The sequence below is a fragment of the Rhizobium sp. ZX09 genome (assembly GCF_017357485.1).
Lineage (GTDB): Bacteria > Pseudomonadota > Alphaproteobacteria > Rhizobiales > Rhizobiaceae > Agrobacterium > Agrobacterium pusense.
Genome location: NZ_CP031363.1, coordinates 961,701 through 985,745 on the forward strand (window position 1 = coordinate 961,701; position 24,045 = coordinate 985,745).

The window sequence follows — 24,045 nt, forward strand, 5'->3', positions numbered from 1 at the left end:
CGATGCTGATAGCAGCGGCATGGCGCGGCGTGATGCCGTCCTGCGCGCTTTTTTGAATGGATAAGAAAAACAATGGCTCAACAGGACGAACTGGTTTTTGTGCCGCTTGGCGGCGTGGGTGAAATCGGCATGAATCTGGCGCTTTACGGCTACGGGCCGGCGAGCAAGCGCCAGTGGATCATGGTGGATTGCGGCGTGACCTTTGCCGGTCTCGATCTGCCTGGTGTCGATCTCGTGCTGCCCGATATCAGCTATATCGAGGCGCAGAAAAAGAACCTCAAGGGCATCATCATCACCCACGCGCATGAGGACCACTATGGTGCGCTGAACGATCTCTGGCCCGGCCTCAACGTGCCGGTCTACGCCTCGGCGTTCACCGCTGGCATGCTGGAGGCAAAGCGCGCTTATGAGGGTAGCCGCGCGGAAATTCCGATCACGCCGTTCAAGGCGGGTGACCGCATCAATGTTGGCCCCTTCGAAATCGAAGCGGTTGGCGTCAATCACTCCATTCCCGAGCCGATGTCGCTGGTCATCCGCACACCGCTCGGTAATGTCATCCATACCGGTGACTGGAAAATCGATGAGGCGCCTTCACTTGGGCCGTTGACGGATGAAGCCCGCTTCCGCGCCATCGGTGAAGAGGGCGTGCTGGCGCTGATGTGCGACAGCACGAACTCCGTGCGTGATGGTGTATCGCCTTCCGAGCATGAGGTTTCGGAAGGTCTGCGCCAGATCATCGAAAATGCCGAAGGCCGCGTGGCCGTTACCACCTTCTCCTCCAATGTCGGGCGTATCCGCTCGATCGCGCAGGCGGCTGAGGCTGCCGGTCGTGAAGTGCTGCTGCTCGGCTCGTCGCTGAAGCGTGTCGTCAACGTGTCGCAGGACCTCGGCATTATGGAAGGCATCAAGCCGTTCCTCGCTGAAGATGAATTCGGTTATATTCCGCGTGATCGTGTGGTGCTGATCCTGACGGGTTCGCAGGGGGAACCGCGCGCAGCACTCGCCAAGCTTTCCCGTGATGAGATGCGTAATGTGGCGCTCGCCTCCGGCGATACGGTCGTCTTTTCGTCACGCGCCATCCCAGGCAACGAAAAGGCGATCATCGATATCAAGAACGGCCTGATCGAACAGGGCGTCCACATCGTCACCGACAATGAGGCGCTCGTTCACGTCTCCGGCCATCCGCGCCGTAACGAGCTTCTCAAGATGTATGAATGGACGAAGCCGCAGATCGTCGTGCCTGTGCACGGCGAGGCGGCGCATCTGGTGGCGCAGAAGGAACTGGCCGAACAGGCCGGTATCTCGCAGGTGCCGAAGGTGCGCAACGGCAACGTTCTGCGCCTCGCACCCGGCCCGGCGGAAGTGATCGATGACGTGCCGCATGGCCGCGTCTTCAAGGACGGCAATCTCGTCGGTGACATGGACGAGATGGGCATCAGCAATCGCCGCAAGCTCTCCTTCGCCGGCCACGTCGCCGTCAATGTTGTGCTGGACAGCCGTTACGACTTCCTCGGCGATCCCGATGTCGTGCCTTTCGGCCTGCCGGAATTCGATGATGAGGATGAGGCGATGGAGGACACGCTTTATGACGCCGTGCTCGGCGCCGTCGAGAGCATTCCGCGCGCCCGCCGCAAGGATCTGGAACTGCTGCGTGAAGCCGTGCGCCGCGCCGTACGCGCCGCCGCCAACCAGAGTTGGGGCAAGAAGCCGATCGTGACGGTTTTCGTAACCAAGGTCTGAGCCGGGAGGCAGGAGCTTTCAGGCGATAGTATCATCCGCACTCCGTCACCCCGGACTAGATCCGGGGTCCAGTGCGATCAAGTCCTTGATCGCGCAAAGACTCGTCTCACGGCGCAGACGCGCCGTGGCTGGATGCCGGATCTAGTCCGGCATGACGGAGGAGAGGTCGTCCGCCTTCGTCAGCGCCCTGATGGCACCTGCTCAAAGCGCGGTTCTGGTTGTCCTCCCAAGGCTTTTTGCGCTTCTTGCCGAGAATTGATTCCGGTTCGCCGATGAATGCGTTACAAGAAGCCCATTGCGCAGGAGGATCACATGCCGCTTCTTTCGGCCTTCGCCGTTTATTTCATCGTCTGGTGGACGGTGCTTTTCATCGTGTTGCCGATTGGCCTGCGCACCCAGGATGAAGACGGAGATGTCGCACTGGGCACGGTCGCCAGCGCACCCTCCCGCTTCAAGGGCGGGCGGATCGTTTTGTGGACGACCCTGATCTCGGCTTTGATCTGTGGCCTATGGTATGGCGGAACCTGGTGGTTCGGTGTCAGCCTTGATGATCTGCCGAGAATTATTCCCGTTTTCGACTAAAGACAGCGGGGCGGTATCCGCCCCAGTCGCGTCTTGACGGGTCGGCCCGAGAACGAACCCCGGAACTGCCTAAGCATCGGGCAGTCCGCCATCAATCCGGCCAAACACTGTCATATGGATGTCATATCTATCGTGCAAACAGCAGGAGCTTGCTGATCTCAATTCATCGCGGAGCTCTGCGGAATGACGAAGCGAGCGGGGCAATTTGCCAGGGCAAAAAAAAACAAGGCCTTTCAGCCTTGTTTTCCAGTTTTCGCGTGATCTGTAACCGTTACCGGGGCTGCGAACGAGCGCGCCTAAGATCTGATCCTCCCAAGACTGACCGCGAAAATGACAAGAATTTAAACTTCCTGCCTCTTTTGTAAGCTAAAGCTAGCTCAAACCCCCAGCCTTGTCATCTCATTTTTTGCATATTTGTTACAGTCGGCAAAAAATTCCCTGTGGTGCATTTTGTCGCACCCGATCAAGAATAATATTTCGGCCAAAGCGTTTTGGCGCGAATTAGCTATCGCGAAAATACAACGAAATGCCCATTAAACGCTCTTTTCATGGCGGGTTTTCATCCGCCCCGGAAACCGCTATATCCGGCGCCAATATCCCTCTATTCGGGGCGATTCCCGCAGCTTCGCGCGCTATCGTCCGCATCAATGGAAGCCGTCATGCGTCTCAGCCGTTATTTCATGCCCATCCTGAAGGAAAACCCCAAGGAAGCGGAAATCGTTTCTCACCGTCTCATGCTGCGCGCCGGCATGATCCGGCAGCAGTCGGCTGGCATTTATTCCTGGCTGCCGCTGGGCAAGCGTGTGCTGGACAAGGTCAACAAGATTATCCGCGAGGAGCAGAACCGCTCCGGCGCCATCGAGCTTCTGATGCCGACCTTGCAATCCGCGGAACTCTGGCAGGAAAGCGGCCGTTACGACGACTACGGTAAGGAGATGCTGCGCATCAAGGACCGCCAGGATCGCCAGATGCTCTACGGCCCCACCAATGAGGAGATGATCACCGACATCTTCCGTTCCTATGTGAAGTCCTACAAGAACCTGCCGCTGAACCTCTATCATATTCAGTTGAAGTTCCGCGACGAGGTGCGTCCCCGCTTCGGCACGATGCGCTCGCGCGAATTCCTGATGAAGGACGCCTATTCCTTTGACCTCACCAAGGAAGACGCGATCCATTCCTATAACAAGATGTTTGTGGCTTACCTGCGCACGTTCGAACGTCTCGGCCTTCGCGCTATTCCCATGCGTGCCGATACAGGTCCGATCGGCGGCAACCACAGCCATGAATTCATCATTCTGGCGGATACCGGCGAATCCGAAGTCTTCTGCCACAAGAGCTTCCTGGACCGCGCCATTCCCGCCGAAAACACCGATTTCGATGATGTTGCAGCGTTGCAGGGCGTGTTTGACGAATGGACAGCCGATTACGCCGCCACCTCCGAGATGCATGACGAGGCCGCCTATGACGCTATTTCCGAGGGCGAGCGCCTTTCGGCACGCGGCATCGAAGTCGGCCACATCTTCTATTTCGGCACCAAATATTCCGAACCGATGGGCGCCAAAGTGCAGGGCAAGGATGGCAAGGAACACCCTGTCCACATGGGTTCCTATGGCATCGGCCCGACACGCCTTGTTCCCGCCATCATTGAAGCATCGCATGACGAGAACGGAATCATCTGGCCGGCTTCGGTCGCTCCTTTCGACGTCGTGATCATCAACATGAAGGCTGGAGATGCGGCCTGCGATGCTGCTTGCGAAAAGCTGTATTATTCGCTCTCCAACGCCGGCAAGGATGTTCTCTACGACGATACGGACGACCGTGCAGGCCAGAAATTCGCCACCGCCGATCTAATTGGTGTGCCGCTGCAGATCATCGTCGGCCCGCGCTCCGTCGCGAATGGCGAGGTCGAAGTCAAGGAGCGCAAGACCGGGGAGCGGGAAACCGTGACGATCGAGGCGGCGATGAACAGGGTGCTCGGTTAAGCGCGAGCGGAATTGGGGCGGCTTCACACGAAGTCCGCTCTTGTTTCGTGGCGTGGATGCCGCAGAAATTTGGGCCGGTTTTCGGAAAAGACCGGCCTTGCAGTTTGAGATCAGGGAGACGACATGGCACAAGCCGAAGCTGAAAAGGGTGCGGCTGTTTCCGCCGGGGCAAAGACCGCCCGGCCGTTTTCCGCTTTTGAACGTATGGTGGCCTGGCGTTACCTGCGCTCGCGGCGCAAGGAAGCCTTCATTTCCGTCATTGCCGGTTTTTCCTTTGTCGGAATTATGCTGGGTGTGGCGACGCTCATCATCGTCATGGCCGTCATGAACGGTTTCCGCACGGAACTGATCTCCCGCATTCTTGGCATCAACGGCCACATGATCGTTCAGCCGATCGACCAGCCCTTGAATAATTACGATGAGCTGGCGAAGAAGTTCGCCGCCGTCCCCGGCGTTACCATGGCCTTGCCGCTGGTGGAAGGCCAGACGCTTGCCTCCGGCCGCGGTGGCGCGGGCTCCGGCGCGCTGGTGCGCGGCGTGCGCCAGGAAGACATCGACAAGGTCAAGGAAGTAGCGACCAACATCAAGACCGGCGATCTCGTTGGCTTTATGGCCGGAGACGGCGTCCTCGTTGGTTCCAGGCTCGCATCGCAACTGGGTGTAACGGCTGGCGACGATATCACCCTCATATCACCGGAAGGTGACGTGACGCCGATGGGTGTCAATCCCCGCGTGAAATCCTACAAGATTTCCGGTGTCTTTGAGATCGGTATGTCCGAATATGACGCCTCGATGATCTACATGCCGCTCTCCGAGGCGCAGCTCTATTTCAACGCTGACGGCGTCGTGCAGTCCATCGAGCTTTATGTAAGCCGCCCGGATGACGTCGATGGCATCCGCCCGCTGGTGGAGCAGGCGGCCGAACGGCAGGTCTACATCACCGATTGGCGGCAGCGGAACCAGACCTTCTTTTCCGCCCTGCAGGTGGAGCGGAACGTGATGTTCATGATCCTGACCCTCATCGTTCTTGTGGCGGCGCTCAACATCATTTCCGGCCTGATCATGCTGGTGAAGGACAAGGGCAGCGATATCGCCATTCTGCGCACCATGGGCGCAAGCTCAGGTGCCGTCATGCGCATCTTTTTCATGACCGGCGCGGCGATCGGCACGGTCGGCACTTTCGCTGGCGTGGCGCTTGGCGTCGTCGTCTGCCTCAATGTCGAATCCATCCGCCAGTTCTTCTCGTGGATTTCGGGCACGGTGCTGTTTGATCCGCAGCTCTATTTCCTCAGCCAGCTTCCGGCCGAAATGGATGTTGGTGAAACCATCACCGTCGTCATCATGGCCCTGACGCTCTCTTTCCTGGCAACGATCTTCCCGGCCTGGCGTGCTTCCAAGCTCGATCCGGTGCAGGCCCTGCGTTACGAATAAGGACCGCTTCGCAATATGGCAAAAAAAACAGTGCTGCGGCTTACCGGCGTCGAGAGAACCTATGGTCAGGGCGAGACGTCGCTTTCCATTCTGCGCAAGGCGGATTTCCAGTTGAAGAGCGGTGAGATGGTGGCGCTGGTCGCCCCCTCCGGTACCGGCAAATCCACCCTGTTGCATCTCGCCGGGCTTCTCGAACATCCAGACGCCGGCGAAGTCTATATCAACGATGCGCCCTGCAACGGCCTGCCGGATGAGACCCGCACGGCGATCCGCCGCAGCGACATCGGCTTCGTTTATCAGTTCCACCATCTGCTGCCCGAGTTTTCGGCAGTTGAGAACGTGATGATGCCGCAGCTCATCGCCGGCCTGTCACAGGCGGAGGCGCGTAAACGCGCGAGCGCGCTTCTGGATTACATGCGGGTCGGGCATCGTGGCGAACACCGTCCGGCCGAGCTCTCCGGGGGTGAACAGCAGCGCGTTGCCATTGCCCGCGCCGTCGCCAATGCACCGCTCCTGCTGCTGGCGGACGAGCCGACCGGCAATCTCGATCCGGAGACCGCCTCTTATGTCTTCGACGCACTGGAGGCGCTGGTTCGCCAGTCCGGTCTCGCAGCGCTGATCGCGACGCATAACCACGAGCTCGCCGGCCGGATGGATCGCCGCGTAACGCTCGCCGAGGGCAAGATCGTCGATTTTTGACCTGACCGAGCCTGTCCCGCCATCCACCGACCCCGAACGGCGGGCGAGGCGAGGGATCGGATGCGCCCTTGACGGAGGCTGGCCGCTTGGCTGCCGCGAGCAGGGATTTTTCCAAGTTTCATTTTTGGACCCCGAGGATTTTTTCTTCCGGGTTTTTCGCTTTGGAGTCAGCGGCTTGCGGTTCTGGAAGCGGGAACCGAAAGCGATTCTGCCACGTTGGCAAGGAGAACATCAGCAGAACCCTGTTGACAATCGAACGAAATGAGAACAAAGTTGGAACATAACGAGTAAGGAGAGACCAATGACTGATTTCATCCGTGACGTTGCCGCTTTCACCTCCATTGCTGTCTTCGTTGCCAGCTTTTCGGTAATCCTCACCGCGCTGTGAAGAAGATACCGGCGCAGAAGCCTGTATGGACATCGCAAAGCGGTGGACATCAAGCGCCGGAAATCGGAAAATCGCCCCCGTGATTCAGAATGACAGGATGATGATATGGGCGATACGGTTGTGCGGGCAGAAACCTCTGACGAAAACCTGAACACCCCGGGTTTCGTTCATCTTCGGGTTCATTCCGCTTACTCCCTGCTTGAAGGGGCTCTGCCCCTCAAGAAAATCATGTCCAAGGCCGTTTCAGACGGCCAGCCGGCCATTGCCATTACAGATACCAACAACCTCTTCGTTGCGCTGGAGTTTTCCGAAAAGGCGCGGGATGAGGGTTTGCAGCCCATCATCGGCTGCCAGCTGTCGATCGACATGCAGGATGCGGCGGAGGATCGCCGCAACCACAACAGCCACCTTCAGAAACTTCCCGCTATCGTTCTTCTCGCCGCCGATGCCGAAGGGTATGAGCGGCTGGTGGATCTTGTGAGCCGTGCCTATCTTGAGGGCGAGGGCAGTGGCCATTCCGTGCACATTACCCGCGCATGGCTGGAAGAGGACTCAAATGCGGGCCTGATCGCGCTGACCGGCGCTTCCGGCGGCCCGGTGGATATGGCCTTGAGGGAAGGTCATGCCGCCCAGGCGAAGGAACGGCTGCTGACACTGAAGTCACTCTTCGGTGACCGGCTTTATATCGAATTGCAGCGTCAGTCCGGGTATGACCGTTCGCATGAGCGGCGTATGATCGGCCTCGCTTATGACCATGATATTCCGCTGGTTGCCACAAACGAGGCGTTCTTCCCGTCAAAGGCCGACTACGAAGCGCATGACGCGCTGATGGCGGTGGCGCATAATGCCATTGTTTCGGACGACAGCCGCTTTCGCCTGACGCCCGACCATTACCTCAAAAGTCGGGAGGAAATGACGGCGTTGTTTGCAGACCTGCCGGAGGCGCTGGACAATACCGTCGAGATTGCGTTGCGCTGCTCTTATGTGCTGAAGAAGCGCGGGCCTATCCTGCCACGTTTCACCGGCGCCAGCGACGATCCTGAGGCAGCGGAACGCGCCGAAGCGGAAGAGCTTCGACGTCAGGCGGTGGAGGGGCTGGACCAGCGCCTTGCCGCGCTCGGTATGGCGCCCGGTTATACGGAACAGGATTATCGCGAGCGGCTCGATTTCGAACTCGGCGTCATCTCGCGCATGAAGTTCCCCGGTTATTTCCTGATCGTTGCCGACTTCATCAAATGGGCCAAGCAGCACGATATCCCGGTCGGACCGGGCCGTGGTTCGGGCGCGGGTTCGCTCGTCGCTTACGCGCTGACGATTACCGATGTCGATCCGCTGCGTTTCTCACTGCTGTTCGAACGCTTCCTTAATCCTGAACGCGTGTCGATGCCCGACTTCGACATCGATTTCTGCCAGGATCGTCGCGAAGAAGTGATCCGCTACGTTCAGGCCAAATACGGCCGCGAGCAGGTGGCGCAGATCATCACCTTCGGTTCGCTCCAGGCGCGCGCGGCCCTGCGCGACGTCGGCCGCGTGCTGGAAATGCCCTACGGGCAGGTGGACAAGATCTGCAAGCTGGTGCCCAACAACCCGGCCAACCCGACGCCGCTTTCGAAGGCGATCGAGGAGGAGCCGCGCCTGCAGGAAGAAGCGGACAGGGAGCCTGTTGTCGCCCGCCTGCTGGATATCGCCCAGAAGATCGAGGGGCTTTATCGCCACGCCTCAACCCATGCTGCCGGTATCGTCATCGGCGACCGCCCGCTGTCGAAGCTGGTGCCGATGTATCGCGATCCGCGGTCCGATATGCCGGTCACCCAGTTCAACATGAAATGGGTTGAAAGCGCCGGCCTCGTCAAATTCGACTTTCTTGGCCTGAAAACGCTGACGGTGCTGAAGGTAGCCGTCGATTTTGTCGCCAAGCGCGGCATCAAGGTGGATCTCGCCGCCATCCCGCTCGATGACGCCAAGACGTATGAAATGCTGTCGCGCGGTGAGACCATCGGCGTGTTCCAGGTGGAAAGTGCCGGCATGCGCAAGGCGCTGATCGGCATGCGGCCGGACTGCATCGAGGATATCATTGCTCTGGTGGCACTATATCGTCCCGGCCCGATGGAAAACATCCCCGTTTATAACGCCCGCAAACATGGCGAAGAAGAGCTGGAATCGATCCACCCGACCATCGACCATCTGCTGAAGGAAACACAGGGCGTTATCGTTTATCAGGAACAGGTGATGCAGATCGCCCAGGTTCTGTCGGGTTATTCGCTTGGCGAAGCCGATCTTCTGCGCCGCGCCATGGGTAAGAAGATCAAGGAGGAAATGGACAAGCAGCGCGAGCGCTTCGTTGATGGCGCCATCAAGAACGGTGTCTCGAAACCGCAGGCCGACACCATCTTCGATCTTCTCGCAAAATTTGCCAATTACGGCTTCAACAAGAGCCATGCCGCGGCCTACGCGATCGTCTCCTACCAGACGGCCTATATGAAGGCGCATTATCCGGTGGAGTTCCTGGCGGCCTCCATGACGCTCGATATGGCCAATACGGAAAAGCTCAACGATTTCCGTCAGGACGCCGGTCGTCTCGGCATTGAAATCGTCGCGCCGTCCGTCCAGACCTCGTTCCGCCAGTTCGAAACGGGCGAGAACCGCATTTATTATTCGTTGGCTGCCATCAAGGGTGTTGGCGAAGGAGCGGTCGAACATATCGTCGCGATCCGCGGCGACAAGCCGTTCACGAGCCTCGAGGATTTCTGCCTGCGCATTGACCCCAAACAGATCAACCGGCGTGTGCTCGAAAGTCTTATCAATGCCGGTGCTTTTGATTGTTTCGGCCGCGACCGCGCAGAGCTGATCGGCGGGCTGGACCGTATCATCGGTTATGCCCAGATGGCGCAGAACAACCGCACCATCGGCCAGTCGGACATGTTCGGCTCGGGCGGCGGCAATGGCCCGGAAAAGCTGGTGCTTCCTGCCTTCCAGCCCTGGCTTGCCTCGGAAAAGCTGCTGCGCGAATATCAGGTTCTCGGTTTCTACCTCACGGCCCACCCGCTGGATACCTATCGCCCCGTACTGGAAAAATTGCGCGTGCAGAATTTCGCCGATTTTTCCGCTGCTGTGAAACAGGGGGCGACTGCCGGGCGTCTTGCCGGCACCGTTACCGGCAAACAGGAGCGAAAGACGCGCACCGGCAACAAGATGGGTATCGTCACCTTCTCGGATGCTTCAGGGCAATATGAGGCGGTGTTGTTTTCCGAAGGTCTCGGCCAGTACCGCGACCTGCTTGAGGTCGGCAAGTCGTTGGTGATCACGGTGCAGGCGGAAGAGCGCCCTGAAGGTATCGGTCTGCGCATCCAGACGGCGCAGTCGCTGGAAGAAAAATCCGTGCAGATGCAGAAAGCACTGCGTGTTTATGTGCGTGATTCCGGCCCGCTGAAAACGGTTGCCCGCCACCTCAACACCAGGGGTGACGGCTCGGTCTATTTCATCGTTATCAAGGATGAGGGTAGCCGCGAGATCGAGGTCGAACTGACGGAGAAATACCGTATCTCGCCTGAAATAGCCGCTGCTCTTCGGTCGGCCCCCGGTGTCGTTGATGTGGAACTGGTGTGAGGCGCAGCGCCTTCGCGCCTCGCTCAGACCGGCCCTTCCTTCGTCACGGTGATGAAGTCCGTTCCCGATCCTGTCTCCATCTGGTGACTGAGGTCGGAAACGGTGATGGAGCTTCCGCTTGAGAGTTCCTGCTCAATCCGGGCGCGTATGTCCTGCGGAATGTCGAGACGGCTGAGCACGGCACTTAACTGGTCGAAACCGCCGGGCGCTTCGGTAACGGTGATGCCGAGCCGCTTGCGGGCAGCGGCTGGCAGATGATTGTCGAGCGTTACGCCGTTCCATTCGGCGGTTCCGGCAGCGCGATCCACGGACACCGCCTCGTAAAAATGGGTTCCGAGCGCGACTTCCGGGTCCTTGATGTCGATGGCGGCCTCAAAAAGCGGCTTGAAGTCCTGCCGCACCATGATCTGCCCGGTTGGCGGGTGGTCTTCACCGGCGGAGGCATAAAGCGCCGCCACGAAAGCGTCGGTCAGAAGGGGCCCTGACGTTTTCAGCCCCTTCCACCGCTTGAAACCGTTGATAGCGCTGATCGTCATCTCCCCGGCATAACCGTCGGCCGAACCGGCATCGAAGCCGAGACGGGTCAGCACGGTCTGAATATCCATTACCCTTTCCCGCTCGCCACGCCTTGTGATGAGAATGCGCAGCGGTGAAGGCTCTCTCGCCTTCGCCGTCGATTTGATGGCCTGGGTTTTTTCATTGACGGCGACTTCGACCGCGCCCAGAGCCGCATCGAAGCTCGCGGGCCGCAACTCTACATCCGACAGAAGCAGCTTGCCGTCATCTGCGTCGTCACGCGGCGAAAACAGCGCCGGATGTTGCACAAAGCGCAGCGAGACCGGGCGGTCGGTGATGATGACATGCACCCCGGTACGCGTATCACCGAAGAGTGACTTCGCGAATTTGGAAGGTAGACGCACACAGCCGTGGGAAGCCGGATAGTTCGGCACCTTACCCTCGTGCAGCGCGATGCCGGACCAGGTCAGTCGCTGCATGAACGGCATGGGGGCGGCCGAATAGATATTCGACTCGTGGTATTTCCGCTTCTCTAGAATGGAGAATATGCCGCTCGGTGTCTCATGCCCGGCCTTGCCGGTCGAGACTTTGGAGGTGGCGATGATTTCACCATTCTCATAAAGCGCGAGCGACTGGTCACTTTTCGATACAAGTATCTGCAGGGACCTGCTGTCAGCGGCGAGCGCCGGAAAGGCGAGAATGCTGGCCGACAGCATGCCGGCCATAAGACGGAGGCGAAGGGACATGACGCAATACACCACATGCACAAAACTTCCCTCACTCAACCACGCTAAGTTTAATGAAGTTTAAGGGTGGCGCTGCCGCGCTATCACTAATTTGTGTAAAATCTAAAATAAATAGTTCGGGAGATCGATGCACCGATATGTCGGCCGAAGGGCTTAACGGGTTCGGTTATTTCCGCGAGCCAAACGTATAGCCGGTCTCGACGCTGCCCTTGCCGAACTTGTCGCGCAGCTTGTCCATTGCTGCTTCCGCCGCGGCCCGGCGCCCCGCCTGTCTGTCGACGAGATCGGGAGGATCGGCAAGGCCGGCATCGCGCAGATCGCTGACGCCGATGCCGAGGAGGCGAAATTTCGTCCCGTCGGTTTCCTTTTCGAGCAATGAGAGGCCGGTGCGGAAAATTCGGTCGGCTAGCTGCGTGGGGTCGTCCAGCTTGCGATTACGGGTGCGAATCCTGAAGTCGGCCGTCTTCATTTTCAAGACAACCGTATGGCCGGCAATGCCATTTTTCTTGAGCCTCCAGGCGACTTTTTCCGAGAGCGACCGCAGGATCGGCACAAGGTCCTCATGGCGGGAAATATCGTTGAAGAAGGTGGTTTCGGAGGAGACGCTTTTGGCAGGGTCGTTATTGTGCACATGCCGCTCGTCAATGCCGCGCGACAGCCGGAAGAGCCGTTGGCCCATCACGCCATAACGGCGCATCAGCTCGGTTTCCTCCATCTCCTGCAGCTGTGCGATCATGCGGATGCCGTCGGCCTCCAGCGTCGCCGCGAAGGCCTTGCCCACGCCCCAGATGGTCGTGACCGGCCGCGCCGCAAGAAACGACAGCGCTTCCGCTTCGCCAATCACGGAAAAGCCGCGGGGCTTTTGCAGGTCGGACGCGACCTTGGCGAGAAATTTACAGTAGGAAAGCCCGGCTGAAACCGTCACCCCCACTTCCTTTTCCACGCGCCGGACAAATTTCGCCAGCACGCGCGCCGGTGGATCGTGATGCAGCTTCTCGGTGCCTGAAAGATCGAGAAACGCCTCGTCTATGGAAAGCGGCTGCACCAGCGGCGTCAACTCCTGCATCATCGCCCTGATTTCGCGCCCGACACGACTGTATTTCTCCATGTCAGGTTTGATGACCACGGCGTCGGGACAGGCTTCCAGCGCCTTGAACATGGGCATGGCGGAGCGCACGCCCTGAATACGGGCAATATAACAGGCAGTGGAAACCACCCCGCGCTTGCCGCCGCCAATGATGACAGGTTTATCGGCCAGTTCCGGATTATCCCGCTTTTCAACGGAGGCATAAAAGGCATCGCAATCGATATGGGCGATGCTCAGACCGTAGAGTTCGGCGTGATAGACAAGCCGCGGGCTTCCGCAGGCACGGCAACGTCTAAGCCCCTCTGGCTGGCCGACCAGACAGTCGCGGCAAAAACCGGGATCATAAGGATGCGACGTGGACATGGGCCGAAAACAAAACCAGAACGTCGCCGACCATACTCCGGTTGTAACAACGGCTCAAGGGCTCTTCCCTTAATACACACCCGAATCCAGCCCGGGTCCGGAAAAGTGGTGCCAGGCCGCAGCCACCGTTTCGGGCGACGTGTCAGTTGCGGCGCAGAACGCCATGAGATCGGGTTCGTGGCTCATCAGGAAATCGGTGAGTCCCGCCAGAAAACCTGGATCGCTGACGGCCTGGCGCAGCATATTGGCCTGTAATCCGCTCAACGCCAGAAAGCGTCCCAGCATTTCCGGCTCGTTTGCCAGCCAGCCAAGTATGGCGGCCGCCGTTTCTTGCGGATCCTGGCTGGCATTGCCTTTGTTTTTTGTATCGCGCAGCATTTCTCACCTGAAGTTACCTATTTTGAAACCAAATCCCTCTAGCCTTGCGCAACAAATGGACGATGGAATCGGTTCTCAGCCAACTTATATGTCTGGGTGAAGGTTTCAAAGCGAAACGGGGACTGCTCACCATGCCCAAGCAGGTCATGATAGTCGAAGACAACGAGCTGAACATGAAGCTCTTTCGCGACCTGATCGAGGCGTCTGGCTATACGACGATCCAGACACGCAACGGCATGGAAGCGCTCGATCTCGCCCGCAAGCACCGGCCGGATCTGATCCTCATGGATATCCAGCTGCCGGAGGTTTCGGGGCTGGAGGTGACGAAGTGGCTGAAGGAAGATGACGAGCTCCATGTCATTCCGGTCATCGCGGTCACCGCTTTCGCCATGAAGGGAGACGAGGAGCGCATTCGCCAGGGTGGATGCGAGGCCTATGTGTCGAAGCCGATTTCCGTCCCGAAGTTCATTGAAGTCATCAAGACTTATCTGGGCGATGCGTGAGGCGACTGGGGAACGGTTATGACGGCGAGAGTTCTGGTTGTTGACGATATTCCGGCCAATGTGAAGCTTCTCGAGGCCCGGCTGGTGGCGGAGTATTTCGATGTCGTTACCGCCGAGGATGGCTTCAAGGCGCTTGCCATCTGCGATAAAGAGCAGGTCGATATCATCCTCCTCGATATCATGATGCCGGGGATGGATGGTTTCGAAGTCTGCGAAAGGCTGAAAGCCAATCCGGATACGGCGCATATCCCCGTTGTGATGGTCACGGCGCTGGATCAGCCCTCGGATCGCGTGCGGGGTCTGAAGGCTGGCGCCGATGATTTCCTGACCAAGCCGGTTAATGACCTGCAGTTGATCGCCCGCGTCAAAAGCCTGGTGCGCCTGAAGGCCGTTAGCGACGAATTGCGCGTGCGCGCCGAAGCGGCCCGTCAGATTGGCATCGAAGAGATGCTGCGCAGCGATGGGCTGATGCAGACGCCGGGCCGGATTCTGGTTGCGGATGGCCGCGCCAGCTCGCAGGAGCGCATCGTTCGGGCGCTGAAGCCGGTCGCAGAGGTGGATGCCGTCACGGAGCCGCAGGCGGCCCTGCTCAAGGCAACAGGCAATCCCTTCGAGCTTGTCATCGTCAATTCGAATTTCGAAGATTACGATCCGCTGAGACTGTGCTCGCAGCTTCGCTCGCTGGAGCGGACCCGTTTCCTTCCGTTGCTCCTCGTGGCGGAGCAGGGGGCCGACGACATGGTGGCGCGCGCGCTGGATCTCGGCGTCAACGATTACATCCTTCGTCCGATCGATCCCAACGAACTCGTTGCCCGATCGCTGACGCAGATCAGGCGCAAACGCTACAATGAACATCTGCGGCTCAATCTCCAGCACACCATGGAGCTCGCCATCGTTGACGGCCTGACCGGCCTCAACAATCGTCGTTATCTCGACAATCATCTCAAGATACTCTTCGACCGCGCCGCTGTCCGCGGCCGCCCGATCTCCATCTGCATGACCGATATAGATCGCTTCAAGCTGGTCAATGATACCTATGGTCATGATGTGGGTGACGAAGTCCTGCGGGAATTTGCGGCACGCATCCGCAGCACGGTCCGCGGCGCCGATCTCGCCTGCCGCTACGGCGGCGAGGAATTTGTCGTCGTCATGCCGGACACGCCGATAGAGCTTGCTGCGAGCGTTGCCGAACGCCTGCGGACGATCGTGGAAGACAAGCCTTTCTACGTCCGTTCCATCGATCGTGAACTGAGCATCACGGCATCGCTCGGCATAGCATCCGGCAGCGGCGCCTTTGGAACGCCGGACGAACTGCTGAGGCAGGCTGACAGGGCGCTTTACGAGGCTAAACACGCCGGCCGAAACCGCGTCGTATCGGCGGCCGCCTGAACGGCTTTGCGAAGTAGCGGTGCGGGAGAATTGCACCGCCGTCCAAAATAATTTCGGACGTCCCAAGAAAACGGCAAAGGAAAGTCCGGTCTTTAGGAGCCAAGTCCCTGACTTCGCCTGTATTTTAAGTTCATGCAATGAAAAGGCGAAATCGCGCGAGGCAACTAGATTTCAAGTTGAAAAATATATTGAATTCAATCCCGTGAAAAACTATAGTGTGCCAGCGTTGTATATTTAACCATGTTTTTCAGGTGACTTGTCGCTGGCTTAAGAATTTGTTGATTTTTATTTTACTTCTGCGCACACTCCTTATTGAGAGTAACAGTTCTTCCGGCGGTTCTTCCGTCTTTTGATGATGGAATGAGAGCGGCGTGTGCCGCTGCGGTTTCGCTTGTCAGGGGCTGGTTTTGCGTAGTTTGAATGCCCCATGATGCTCAGGTCCGCCGCATCTCCTGAATCGTGGGGTCGGTCGGCTGACGATGTTCGATTCGGTTCCTCGTGCCGTAACGCATCGTTGGCCGGCCGCCTTATTCCCTGCTTGATGCGTTGGAGCATCGCTCGCTTTGAAAAGATCGGCGGCATTCCCAACGCCGTGAAGTCGACACGCCGTCGCTTTCTCTTACAATCACGTTCCGCATCGTAGGGGTAGCCGTCGGCGTTTTCCTTTGCCCCGCCGGGCAATCGGACGGCCTGTGGCCGCTGATGGGGGGCAGTGGTATCAAACCTGCAACATATGTTGTCGCCGGCGCGGCGGAGAGAATCAGGTGGGGCAGCCGGCCAGGCGTGAAGCCGTGTCGACAGGGCGTTCTGCTGAGCGAATGGCCTGTATCCGCATAAACAAAAAACGCGCCCGTGGGGGCGCGCTTTTGCCGGAACACCGATCAAGAAATTACTTGATCTTGGTTTCCTTGAATTCGACGTGCTTGCGTACAACCGGGTCGTACTTCGTCTTCGTCATCTTGTCCGTGAACGTACGGCTGTTCTTGGTGGTGACGTAGAAGGTACCGGTGTCGGCTGTCGACAGCAGCTTGATCTTGATTGTTGTAGCTTTCGCCATGGTCGTCCTGCCTTTAAACAAAAGAGAAGCCGCAGGCGCTTCTCACCTCGGCTAAATCTGGCGCGAAACTACGTATCGCGCCTGAAAAGTCAAGCCTGTTTTGCCCGGAAAACAAAACGGACGGCATAAAGGACCACGTAGAGCCCGAAAAATACCGCCAGCGACCAAGCGAAGCCGTCGGTTCCGGCGACGTCCATGGAAATGCCCACGGCCTGCGGCCCCGCGATCGTACCAATGGCGTAACAGAAGATGAAGGCGGCATTTGCGGCCACCAGGTCGGCACCCTTCAGACGCGACCCGAGATGGGTAAGGCCGACCGTATACATGCCGGAAACGAGGCCGCCCCAGAACAGCAGCAGTGCCGCCACCAGGATCCAGCTTTCCACCAGGAACGGCAGGGCCAGCGTGCCGCAGACGCCGGCAAGGGCCATCAGGCCCAGCATCGTCCGCCGGTCTTTCATCCTGTCAGAAAGCAGGCCGATCGGTATCTGGAAGACCATGTTGCCAATGCCCATCACGGTAAGGAGAAGGGCCGCCTGCGATTCGTTGAAGCCTTCTCTGGTGGCATAGATCGGAAACAGCGAAAGGCCGCCTGCCTGTACCGAGCCGAAGACGAAAGCGGCGGCTGATGCCATCGGCACCAGCCAGACATAACGGACGAAATGGTGGTTGGGCCGCTCGTCCAGTTCCGGGCTCTCACCACGCGCCATGAAGATGGGAATTGCCGCAAGCAATATGATTGCCGCCCCGACGAGGAAAGGCAGGATGCCTTCGCTGCCAACCGCCGAAAACAGAAGCGGACCAACGGCAAAACCGACCGCAAGGCCGGTGGCGTAGATGCCGAGAACCATACCGCGCTTCTTCGGCGGCGCCGTCATGTTGATCCAGTATTCGGAGAGGATGAAGAGCGTGGTGGTTGCGCCATGGAAGACGATTCGCAGCGGAAACCACATCCAGAAAGCATCGGCGAAATAAAAGCCGAGCGCGCTCAGCGCGGAGATGAAAACCGCAAACAACATGGTGCGGGCCACGCCAAAATCATGGGCGATCTTGGTGGTCACCGGGGCCGCCATCATGGCCGCGACGCCGGCCATGGCCGAGTTCACCCCGATCATGGTGGAGGAGATGCCGCGTTTCTCAAGGATGATCGACAGGAGCGGCAGGCCAAGGCCGATGGCGACGCCGACCGCACTGATGGCGGAAATGGCGGCGATCAGTGAGGGCCAGTGAATGGCATCCGCTTCTTCGCATTTCATTTGTGACATGACGGCCTTTATACAAAGTCTCGAATGAACTGGCCGTGGCGCGTGACATAAAGCCGCGCGGGGCTTTCATAGGGCAGTGAGGGATCACCTATCATGAAATTTGTGACATCTTCGAGAACCGTACGCGTGATTTTCGGCATGTTCAGACCGGAAAGGTCTGTCATGTCAAGCCATTGCACGTTGTGAAGCTCTTCGGAATCCCGGGTTAGCCGGATATCCAGCCGCAATTCGTCGGCGTAACAGCAAAAGAATCGCGTGTCGTAACGCCTGACATTGCCGGGCGGTGTGATGGCGCGCGCCACATAGCGGAAACAGGAGAGGTCCGGACCTTCAGTGGCCGGCCCAAGCTCGACCCCGGTTTCCTCCACAAGTTCGCGCGCGGCGGCAAGCGCCAGCGCCCTTGCCCCGGCGACGCTCAGGCGCCGCGAAGCCGACGCCGTCAGGCTGTCAAGGACAGCGGGATGCAGATCGCCGGAAAAGGGCAGCGCATGGTCGCGCGGGTCGCGTTTGCCGCCTGGAAAGACATAAGTGCCGGGCATGAAGACGTGGGCGCTGCTGCGCTGGCCCATCAGCACCCGTGTCGTCGGGCCGGATCGGTCGAACAGAATGAGGGAGGCGGCATCGCGCGGCCGCAATGGCGCGCTTGCCGCTTCCGCCTTGGTGGAATGCCGGGGCATGTACAAGACCCGCGCGCGTCAGTGCGAGGAGCCGTCTATCTGTATCTGCGGTTTTTTCCCGTCGAAGCCATGCATGCGCAGCGCCCATTGCAGACCGATGACGCCGCCCTTGATGGGCTGCAGCGTCAGAAGCGCGGCCAGAATTGTGATCGGTACCCAGATGGCGAAATGAGCCCACATGGGAATGTTTAGAACCATGTCCGTCATCATGAAGCCGCCGACCGCGATGTGGCCGATGATGACGATGGAGATATAGGGTGGCAGGTCGTCCGACCGATGATGGTGCATTTCCTCGCCGCAGGCCGCGCAGGCGTCCACCGGCTTCAGCCACGCGCGGAAGAGGCGGCCGCTGCCACAGGCCGGGCAGCGATTGGCCATGCCGCGCATGATGGACCGGCCAAGCGGCCGCTCGGCGCTGTCGTCTCCGAAGGTAACTGTCTCCGAGCCCTGATGTGCACTCATCCTTAAGTCCTTCCCGTCCGTTCAACCGCTGAGGCGGCTTTGTTATCGTCGCCTTCTCGGCGGCCGTGTTCCGGGCTTGGCGGCAGCCCGTGCTGTCCGCCGTCCGGCCTTGTGGAACGAGCGCACGCCCACCGGCATCTTCCGCCCGGGACTCAGCATATCGAATCTGAGCGCACCCGCCAGCGGCACCGCTTCCGCGAGCCTTACCTGCACCGTGTCGCCAAGCTGATAACCAAGACCGGTCTTTTCCCCCGTGAGAGCCTGATGGGCTTCGTCATACAGGAAATAATCCGTTCCGAGTGTAGATATAGGAACGAAACCATCAGCGCCAAACTGCGGAAGCGCGACAAATAGTCCCGCCTTGGTGACACCGCCGACCCGGCCCTCGAATTCCTCGCCGACCCGCTCGGAAAGATGATGGGCGATCAGGCGGTTGACGGTGTCGCGCTCGGCCGCCATGGCGCGGCGCTCGAAGGTCGAGATTTCAGCGGCGATGTCGTCGAGTGTCGCTTCTTCCTGTGGCGTGATGCCGCCTTCGCCTAGCCCCAGAGAACCCACCAGCGCGCGATGCACGATGAGGTCGGCATACCGGCGGATCGGCGAGGTGAAATGGGCATATTTCATGAGGTTCAGGCCGAAATGGCCGATATTTTCGGGGCTGTAAATAGCCTGGCTCTGGCTGCGCAGCACCATCTCGTTGACCATGATCTGGTGCGGCGTGTCGAGAGCGCGTGCCAGAATGCCGTTGAAGGAATTGGCGCGCATGGCCGCACCCTTGGCCATGGTAATGCCGATCGTGCCGAGAAATTCGCGCAGCACCTCCTGCTTGGAAAGCGTGGGCGCATCGTGGACACGGTAAACCAGCGGCTGTTTCTTTTTTTCCAGCGTCTCGGCGGCGGCGACATTTGCCTGGATCATCATTTCTTCGATCAGCTTGTGCGCATCGAGACGTTCGGGAATGACCACGGAGTCGACGGTGCCGTCAGGGCGAAGCTTGATCTTCCGCTCGGGCATGTCGAGTTCCAGCGGCTGGCGCCGGTCACGGCCTCGCTTCATCACCTCATAGGCGTGCCACAGGGGCTTGAGGATCGGCTCCAGCAGCGGTCCAGTCTTGTCGTCGGGCTTGCCGTCGATCGCCGCCTGTGCCTGCTGGTAGGAGAGCTTGGCGGCGCTCTTCATCATGATCCGATGGAAGGTATGGCCGGCCTTGCGGCCTTCCTTCGAGAAAGTCATCCGCACCGCAAGGGCAGGGCGGTCGACGCCTTCTTTCAGCGAGCAGAGATCGTTGGAAATACGCTCCGGCAGCATCGGTACGACGCGATCCGGGAAATAAACGGAGTTGCCGCGTTTCAGCGCCTCGCGGTCCAGTGGCGAACCCGACCGAACATACCAGGAGACATCGGCAATGGCGACGGTGACGATGACACCATCGGGATTGTCGGGCGATGTGTCCGGTTCGGCATAGACCGCATCGTCATGATCCTTGGCATCGGCCGGATCGATCGTGATGAGCGGCAGGTCGCGCCAGTCCTCGCGGTGGGACATCGTCGCTGCCTTGGCCGCATCCGCTTCGGCAAGAACATTCTGCGGGAATATATGCGGGATGCCGTGGGCGTGGATTGCGATCATGGAGATCGCCTTTTCCGAGGCCACGGAGCCGATGACCGAGAGAACCTTCGCACGCGTCAGGCCGTAACGACCGCTGTTGCGCGAGGTTTCGACCTCGATCAGATCGCCATCCTTGGCATCGCCGACGCCATCGGGATCGATGACCATTTCCTCGCCGCGGCGATCGATCGGCATCAGCCGTCCGCCGCCGCCGGGCGTCTCCTTGAACACGCCGAGCAGTGCATTCTGGCGGCGGTCGATCAGCTTGACGACGCGGGCGGTGTAGGCGGGACCGGTGCTTTCCTTCGAGGGGAAGATTTTCGCGAGAATACGGTCGCCGAGACCGGCGGCCGGGGCCTTCTTGCCACGGTCCTGCGAGGACTGGCGGATCAGCACGGCCGGCGCTGCGCCCAAATCCTCAGGCCATTCCGCCGGGCGGCCGATCAGCTCGCCGTCCTTGTCGCGGGTCGTGATGTCGAGAACCGTCACAGGCGGCAGGCCGCCCGGTCGCGTCAGCGACTTGCGGCTCTTGTGCACCATGCCGTCGACTTCAAGTTCCTTCAGCAGCGCCTTGAGGACAACGCGGTTTTCACCCTTCAGCCCGAAAGCCTTGGCAATTTCGCGTTTGGAGGCCTGTTGCGGATGGTCTGCGATGAATTTCAGCAGCACTTCACGCGAAGGCACCTCGCCGTGGATGATGCCTTCACCTTCGGTCACCCGCTTGCCGCGCCCGGTGCGTCCGAAACCGTCGCTGGCGGAACCCTGTCTCTGACGCGGCGCTTTGCTCACTCTGCTGCCTTCTTGGGTTTGGCCGCTGCCTTCGGCTTGGCGGCCGTCTTGCTCTTTGTCGCCGCCTTGGCCTTGGTCGCCTTCGGCTTTGCAGCGGCGTCACCATCGGCCTTCTTGGCGGTTGTTTTCTTGGCCTTGGCGGGCTTGCCGCCGGTGCCGGTCTTGGCAATGCGCTCGGCGATCAACACGAGCGCCTCGTCCAGCGTCACGGATGCCGGATCCTGCCCCTTGGGAATGGTGGCGTTGACCTTGCCCCAGTTTACATAGGCGCCGTAGCGCCCGTCACGAACGGTGATCGGGCCGCCATCAGGGTGGTCGCCCAACTCCTTGAGAGCAGCGGGCGTGCCGCTACGGCCGCGTCCCGGACCCTTGCTCTGCTTTTCAGCAATCACGGTCACGGCGCGGTTGAGGCCGATCGAGAACACGTCCTCAATACTCTCCAGGTTCGCATAGGAACCATCATGCAGCAGGAAAGGTCCGTAACGGCCGAGACCAGCCGAGATCATCTTGCCGGTTTCCGGGTGCTTGCCTATATCGCGCGGCAGGTTGATGAGCGCCAACGCCTTTTCGTGATCGATATCCTCAGGCTTCCAGCCCTTCGGCAGCGAGGAGCGCTTGGCTTCCTTGCCGTCACCGCGCTGGATATAGGGCCCGAAACGGCCGGAGCGAAGCGTCAGCTCCTCGCCGGTCATGGGATCAGCGCCCAGCGCCTTCGGCTCGTTGAGAGCAGCGGCTTCAGCTTCCGCGCCATCGGAGGTCAGCTGGCGGGTATAGTTGCACTCAGGGTAGTTCGAGCAACCCACAAAGGCACCGTATTTGCCGAGCTTCAGCGACAGATTGCCGGTGCCGCAAACCTGACAGATGCGCGGATCGGAACCATCCTCGCGCTTCGGGAACACCAGCGGCGCCAGAACCTCGTTCAGCGCATCCAGCACGTTGGTGACGCGCAGTTCCTTGGTATCTTCGATCTGCGCGAAGAAATCCTTCCAGAAATCGCGAAGAACCTGCTTCCAGTCCAGTTCGCCGGCGGAGATGCGGTCGAGCTTTTCCTCAAGGGCGGCGGTAAAATCATATTCGACGTATTTGGTGAAGAAGCTTTCGAGGAAAGCCGTCACCAGCCGGCCACGCGAATGCGGCACCAGCTTGCGCTTGTCGATGACGATATATTCGCGGTCGCTCAGCGTCTTCAGCGTCGCCGCATAGGTGGAAGGACGGCCGATGCCGAGTTCTTCCATCTTCTTGATCAGGGACGCTTCCGAATAACGCGGCGGCGGCTCGGTGAAGTGCTGGCTGGCATTGATCTTCTGCTTGGCGAGGTTCTCGCGCTCATTGATCGGCGGCAGACGGCCTTCGTCGTCACCATCGTCGCTCTGCTCGCCATCTTCCTTCTGGTCGGTATAAGCGGCGATAAAGCCGTCGAAGCGGATGACGGAGCCAACGGCGCGCAGGCCAGCCTTCTCGCCGCCGTTGCTGGCGAGAATTTCAACCGTTGTGCGCTCGATTTCGGCTGACGCCATCTGGCTCGCAATACCGCGTTTCCAGATCAGCTCGTAAAGGCGCAGCTGGTCGGCATCGAGGTAACGCTTCACCTGATCCGGTGTGCGGTTGAAATCGGTCGGGCGGATCGCCTCGTGCGCTTCCTGCGCATTTTTGGCCTTGGTAGAGTAGAAACGCGCTTTTTCCGGCACGTAACGGCCACCGAACTGCTCGCCAATAGCCTTACGCGCAGCATCGATCGCTTCCGGGGCCATCTGCACGCCGTCGGTACGCATATAGGTGATCAGACCGACGGTCTCGCCGCCGATATCGATGCCTTCATAAAGCTTCTGCGCCACCTGCATGGTGCGCGAGGCGCCGAAGCCCATCCGCGAAGAAGCCGCCTGCTGCAGCGTCGAGGTCGTAAAGGGAGGGCTGGGATTGCGTTTGACGGGTTTCGCCTCGACGCTATCCACCACGTAGGTCGCGCCTTCGAGCAGCGCTTTCAGCCGGTTCGCATCGTCGCCGGTCTTGATGGCGCGGTTCTGCAATCGCTTGCCATCGGCCGAAACCAGCCTAGCCTCGAACTCGTCACCGCGCGGTGTCTTCAAAAGTGCGCTGATGTTCCAGTATTCTTCGGAAACGAAACGCTCGATTTCGGATTCGCGATCGCAGACGAGACGCAGCGCCACGGACTGCACCCGGCCGGCCGAACGCGCACCCGGCAGCTTGCGCCACAGAACCGGAGAGAGGTTGAAGCCGACGAGATAGTCGAGCGCTCGGCGGGCGAGATAGGCGTCCACCAGCGGCACATCGATGTCGCGCGGGTTCGCCATCGCGTCCAGCACCGCTTTCTTGGTGATGGCGTTGAAGACGACGCGCTTCACCGGCTTGTCGCCGAGAACCCGCTTCTTCTTCAAAAGATCGAGAACATGCCAGGAAATGGCTTCCCCTTCGCGATCCGGGTCGGTTGCCAGAAAGAGGCCGTCGGAGGATTTTACCGCATCGGCAATATCCTTCATGCGCTTGGCGGAGGCGCTGTCAACTTCCCAGGACATTTCGAAATCCTGGTCAGGCAACACCGATCCGTCCTTGGCAGGAAGGTCCCTGACGTGGCCAAAGGATGCAAGAACCTTATAGCCCGAGCCAAGATACTTGTTGATCGTCTTGGCTTTGGCAGGAGATTCTACGACGACGACATTCATATTGTTCTTCTCTGGAACTGGTCCGCTAACATGGCACCGGTTGCAGCCTATTGCCGCAATTGGCCTTCTTTATAATTCGACATGGACAGGTAATGC

General features: G+C 59.4%; 18 protein-coding genes. 8 read left to right on the forward strand and 10 right to left on the reverse strand.

From position 1 onward, the window contains the following. Positions 1-72: 72 nt before the first annotated feature. From BTN45_RS04710 to BTN45_RS04730, 5 genes are all read left to right on the forward strand, one after another. The gene (locus BTN45_RS04710) at positions 73-1,740 is read left to right on the forward strand and encodes a ribonuclease J (RefSeq protein ID WP_035207842.1); all 1,668 of its coding nucleotides are present in this window, start codon (positions 73-75) and stop codon (positions 1,738-1,740) included. 276 nt (positions 1,741-2,016) lie between these two features. Next, positions 2,017-2,322, forward strand: coding sequence for a DUF1467 family protein (locus BTN45_RS04715; RefSeq protein WP_006697998.1), 306 nt, complete (start codon positions 2,017-2,019; stop codon positions 2,320-2,322). Between the two features lie 659 nt (positions 2,323-2,981). Then, positions 2,982-4,304: a proline--tRNA ligase gene (gene proS, locus BTN45_RS04720; RefSeq protein WP_142181485.1), complete on the forward strand. Its 1,323-nt coding sequence runs from the start codon at positions 2,982-2,984 to the stop codon at positions 4,302-4,304. Positions 4,305-4,427: 123 nt separating this feature from the next. Beyond that, a complete protein-coding gene (locus BTN45_RS04725) occupies positions 4,428-5,735 on the forward strand; it encodes a lipoprotein-releasing ABC transporter permease subunit (RefSeq protein ID WP_207589112.1) in 1,308 nt (435 codons plus the stop codon). A 15-nt stretch (positions 5,736-5,750) separates the two neighbouring features. Next, positions 5,751-6,434 carry an ABC transporter ATP-binding protein gene (locus BTN45_RS04730; RefSeq protein ID WP_004441345.1) on the forward strand — a complete coding sequence of 228 codons (684 nt, stop codon included), beginning with the start codon at positions 5,751-5,753 and terminating at the stop codon, positions 6,432-6,434. 118 nt (positions 6,435-6,552) lie between these two features. Here the strand turns inward: BTN45_RS04730 and BTN45_RS04735 are convergent, their stop codons facing one another. After that, a complete protein-coding gene (locus tag BTN45_RS04735; protein WP_207589114.1) occupies positions 6,553-6,855 on the reverse strand; it encodes a hypothetical protein in 303 nt (100 codons plus the stop codon). Between the two features lie 72 nt (positions 6,856-6,927). Here BTN45_RS04735 and dnaE point away from each other — a divergent pair, with 72 nt between their 5' ends. Continuing rightward, positions 6,928-10,428, forward strand: a complete 3,501-nt coding sequence (gene dnaE, locus BTN45_RS04740) for a DNA polymerase III subunit alpha (protein ID WP_004441347.1) — start codon at positions 6,928-6,930, stop codon at positions 10,426-10,428. A 23-nt stretch (positions 10,429-10,451) separates the two neighbouring features. Here dnaE and BTN45_RS04745 read toward each other — a convergent pair whose 3' ends face one another. From BTN45_RS04745 to BTN45_RS04755, 3 genes are all read right to left on the reverse strand, one after another. Beyond that, positions 10,452-11,690, reverse strand: a complete 1,239-nt coding sequence (locus tag BTN45_RS04745) for a L,D-transpeptidase family protein (protein ID WP_207589116.1) — start codon at positions 11,688-11,690, stop codon at positions 10,452-10,454. A gap of 166 nt (positions 11,691-11,856) precedes the next feature. Beyond that, positions 11,857-13,140: a DNA polymerase IV gene (locus BTN45_RS04750; RefSeq protein ID WP_207589118.1), complete on the reverse strand. Its 1,284-nt coding sequence runs from the start codon at positions 13,138-13,140 to the stop codon at positions 11,857-11,859. Positions 13,141-13,209: 69 nt separating this feature from the next. Beyond that, positions 13,210-13,518, reverse strand: coding sequence for a DUF3572 domain-containing protein (locus tag BTN45_RS04755; protein WP_004441355.1), 309 nt, complete (start codon positions 13,516-13,518; stop codon positions 13,210-13,212). 131 nt (positions 13,519-13,649) lie between these two features. Between BTN45_RS04755 and BTN45_RS04760 the strand changes: the two genes are divergently transcribed. Together BTN45_RS04760 and BTN45_RS04765 are read left to right on the forward strand one after the other, a co-directional pair. Continuing rightward, positions 13,650-14,021 (forward strand): response regulator, encoded by a 372-nt coding sequence (locus tag BTN45_RS04760; protein ID WP_003521498.1) that lies wholly within the window; start codon positions 13,650-13,652, stop codon positions 14,019-14,021. An 18-nt stretch (positions 14,022-14,039) separates the two neighbouring features. Beyond that, positions 14,040-15,410, forward strand: a complete 1,371-nt coding sequence (locus BTN45_RS04765; protein WP_004441356.1) for a PleD family two-component system response regulator — start codon at positions 14,040-14,042, stop codon at positions 15,408-15,410. Between the two features lie 889 nt (positions 15,411-16,299). Here the strand turns inward: BTN45_RS04765 and rpmG are convergent. The 6 genes from rpmG to topA form a co-directional block, all read right to left on the reverse strand. Next, positions 16,300-16,467 (reverse strand): 50S ribosomal protein L33, encoded by a 168-nt coding sequence (rpmG, locus tag BTN45_RS04770; protein WP_003496403.1) that lies wholly within the window; start codon positions 16,465-16,467, stop codon positions 16,300-16,302. Positions 16,468-16,556: 89 nt separating this feature from the next. Further along, complete coding sequence (locus BTN45_RS04775; RefSeq protein WP_006698003.1) at positions 16,557-17,723, reverse strand: MFS transporter; 1,167 nt, start codon at positions 17,721-17,723, stop codon at positions 16,557-16,559. Between the two features lie 17 nt (positions 17,724-17,740). Beyond that, a complete protein-coding gene (locus tag BTN45_RS04780; RefSeq protein WP_113381056.1) occupies positions 17,741-18,409 on the reverse strand; it encodes an NUDIX hydrolase in 669 nt (222 codons plus the stop codon). Between the two features lie 18 nt (positions 18,410-18,427). Continuing rightward, positions 18,428-18,871 carry a DUF983 domain-containing protein gene (locus BTN45_RS04785; protein WP_004441365.1) on the reverse strand — a complete coding sequence of 148 codons (444 nt, stop codon included), beginning with the start codon at positions 18,869-18,871 and terminating at the stop codon, positions 18,428-18,430. Positions 18,872-18,913: 42 nt separating this feature from the next. Next, entirely contained in the window at positions 18,914-21,268 is a 2,355-nt protein-coding gene (rnr, locus tag BTN45_RS04790) for a ribonuclease R (RefSeq protein ID WP_112554946.1), read from the reverse strand. Then, complete coding sequence (gene topA / locus BTN45_RS04795) at positions 21,265-23,949, reverse strand: type I DNA topoisomerase (protein ID WP_034495748.1); 2,685 nt, start codon at positions 23,947-23,949, stop codon at positions 21,265-21,267. Before topA ends, rnr begins: the two co-directional genes overlap by 4 nt. Between the last annotated feature and the right edge of the window lie 96 nt (positions 23,950-24,045).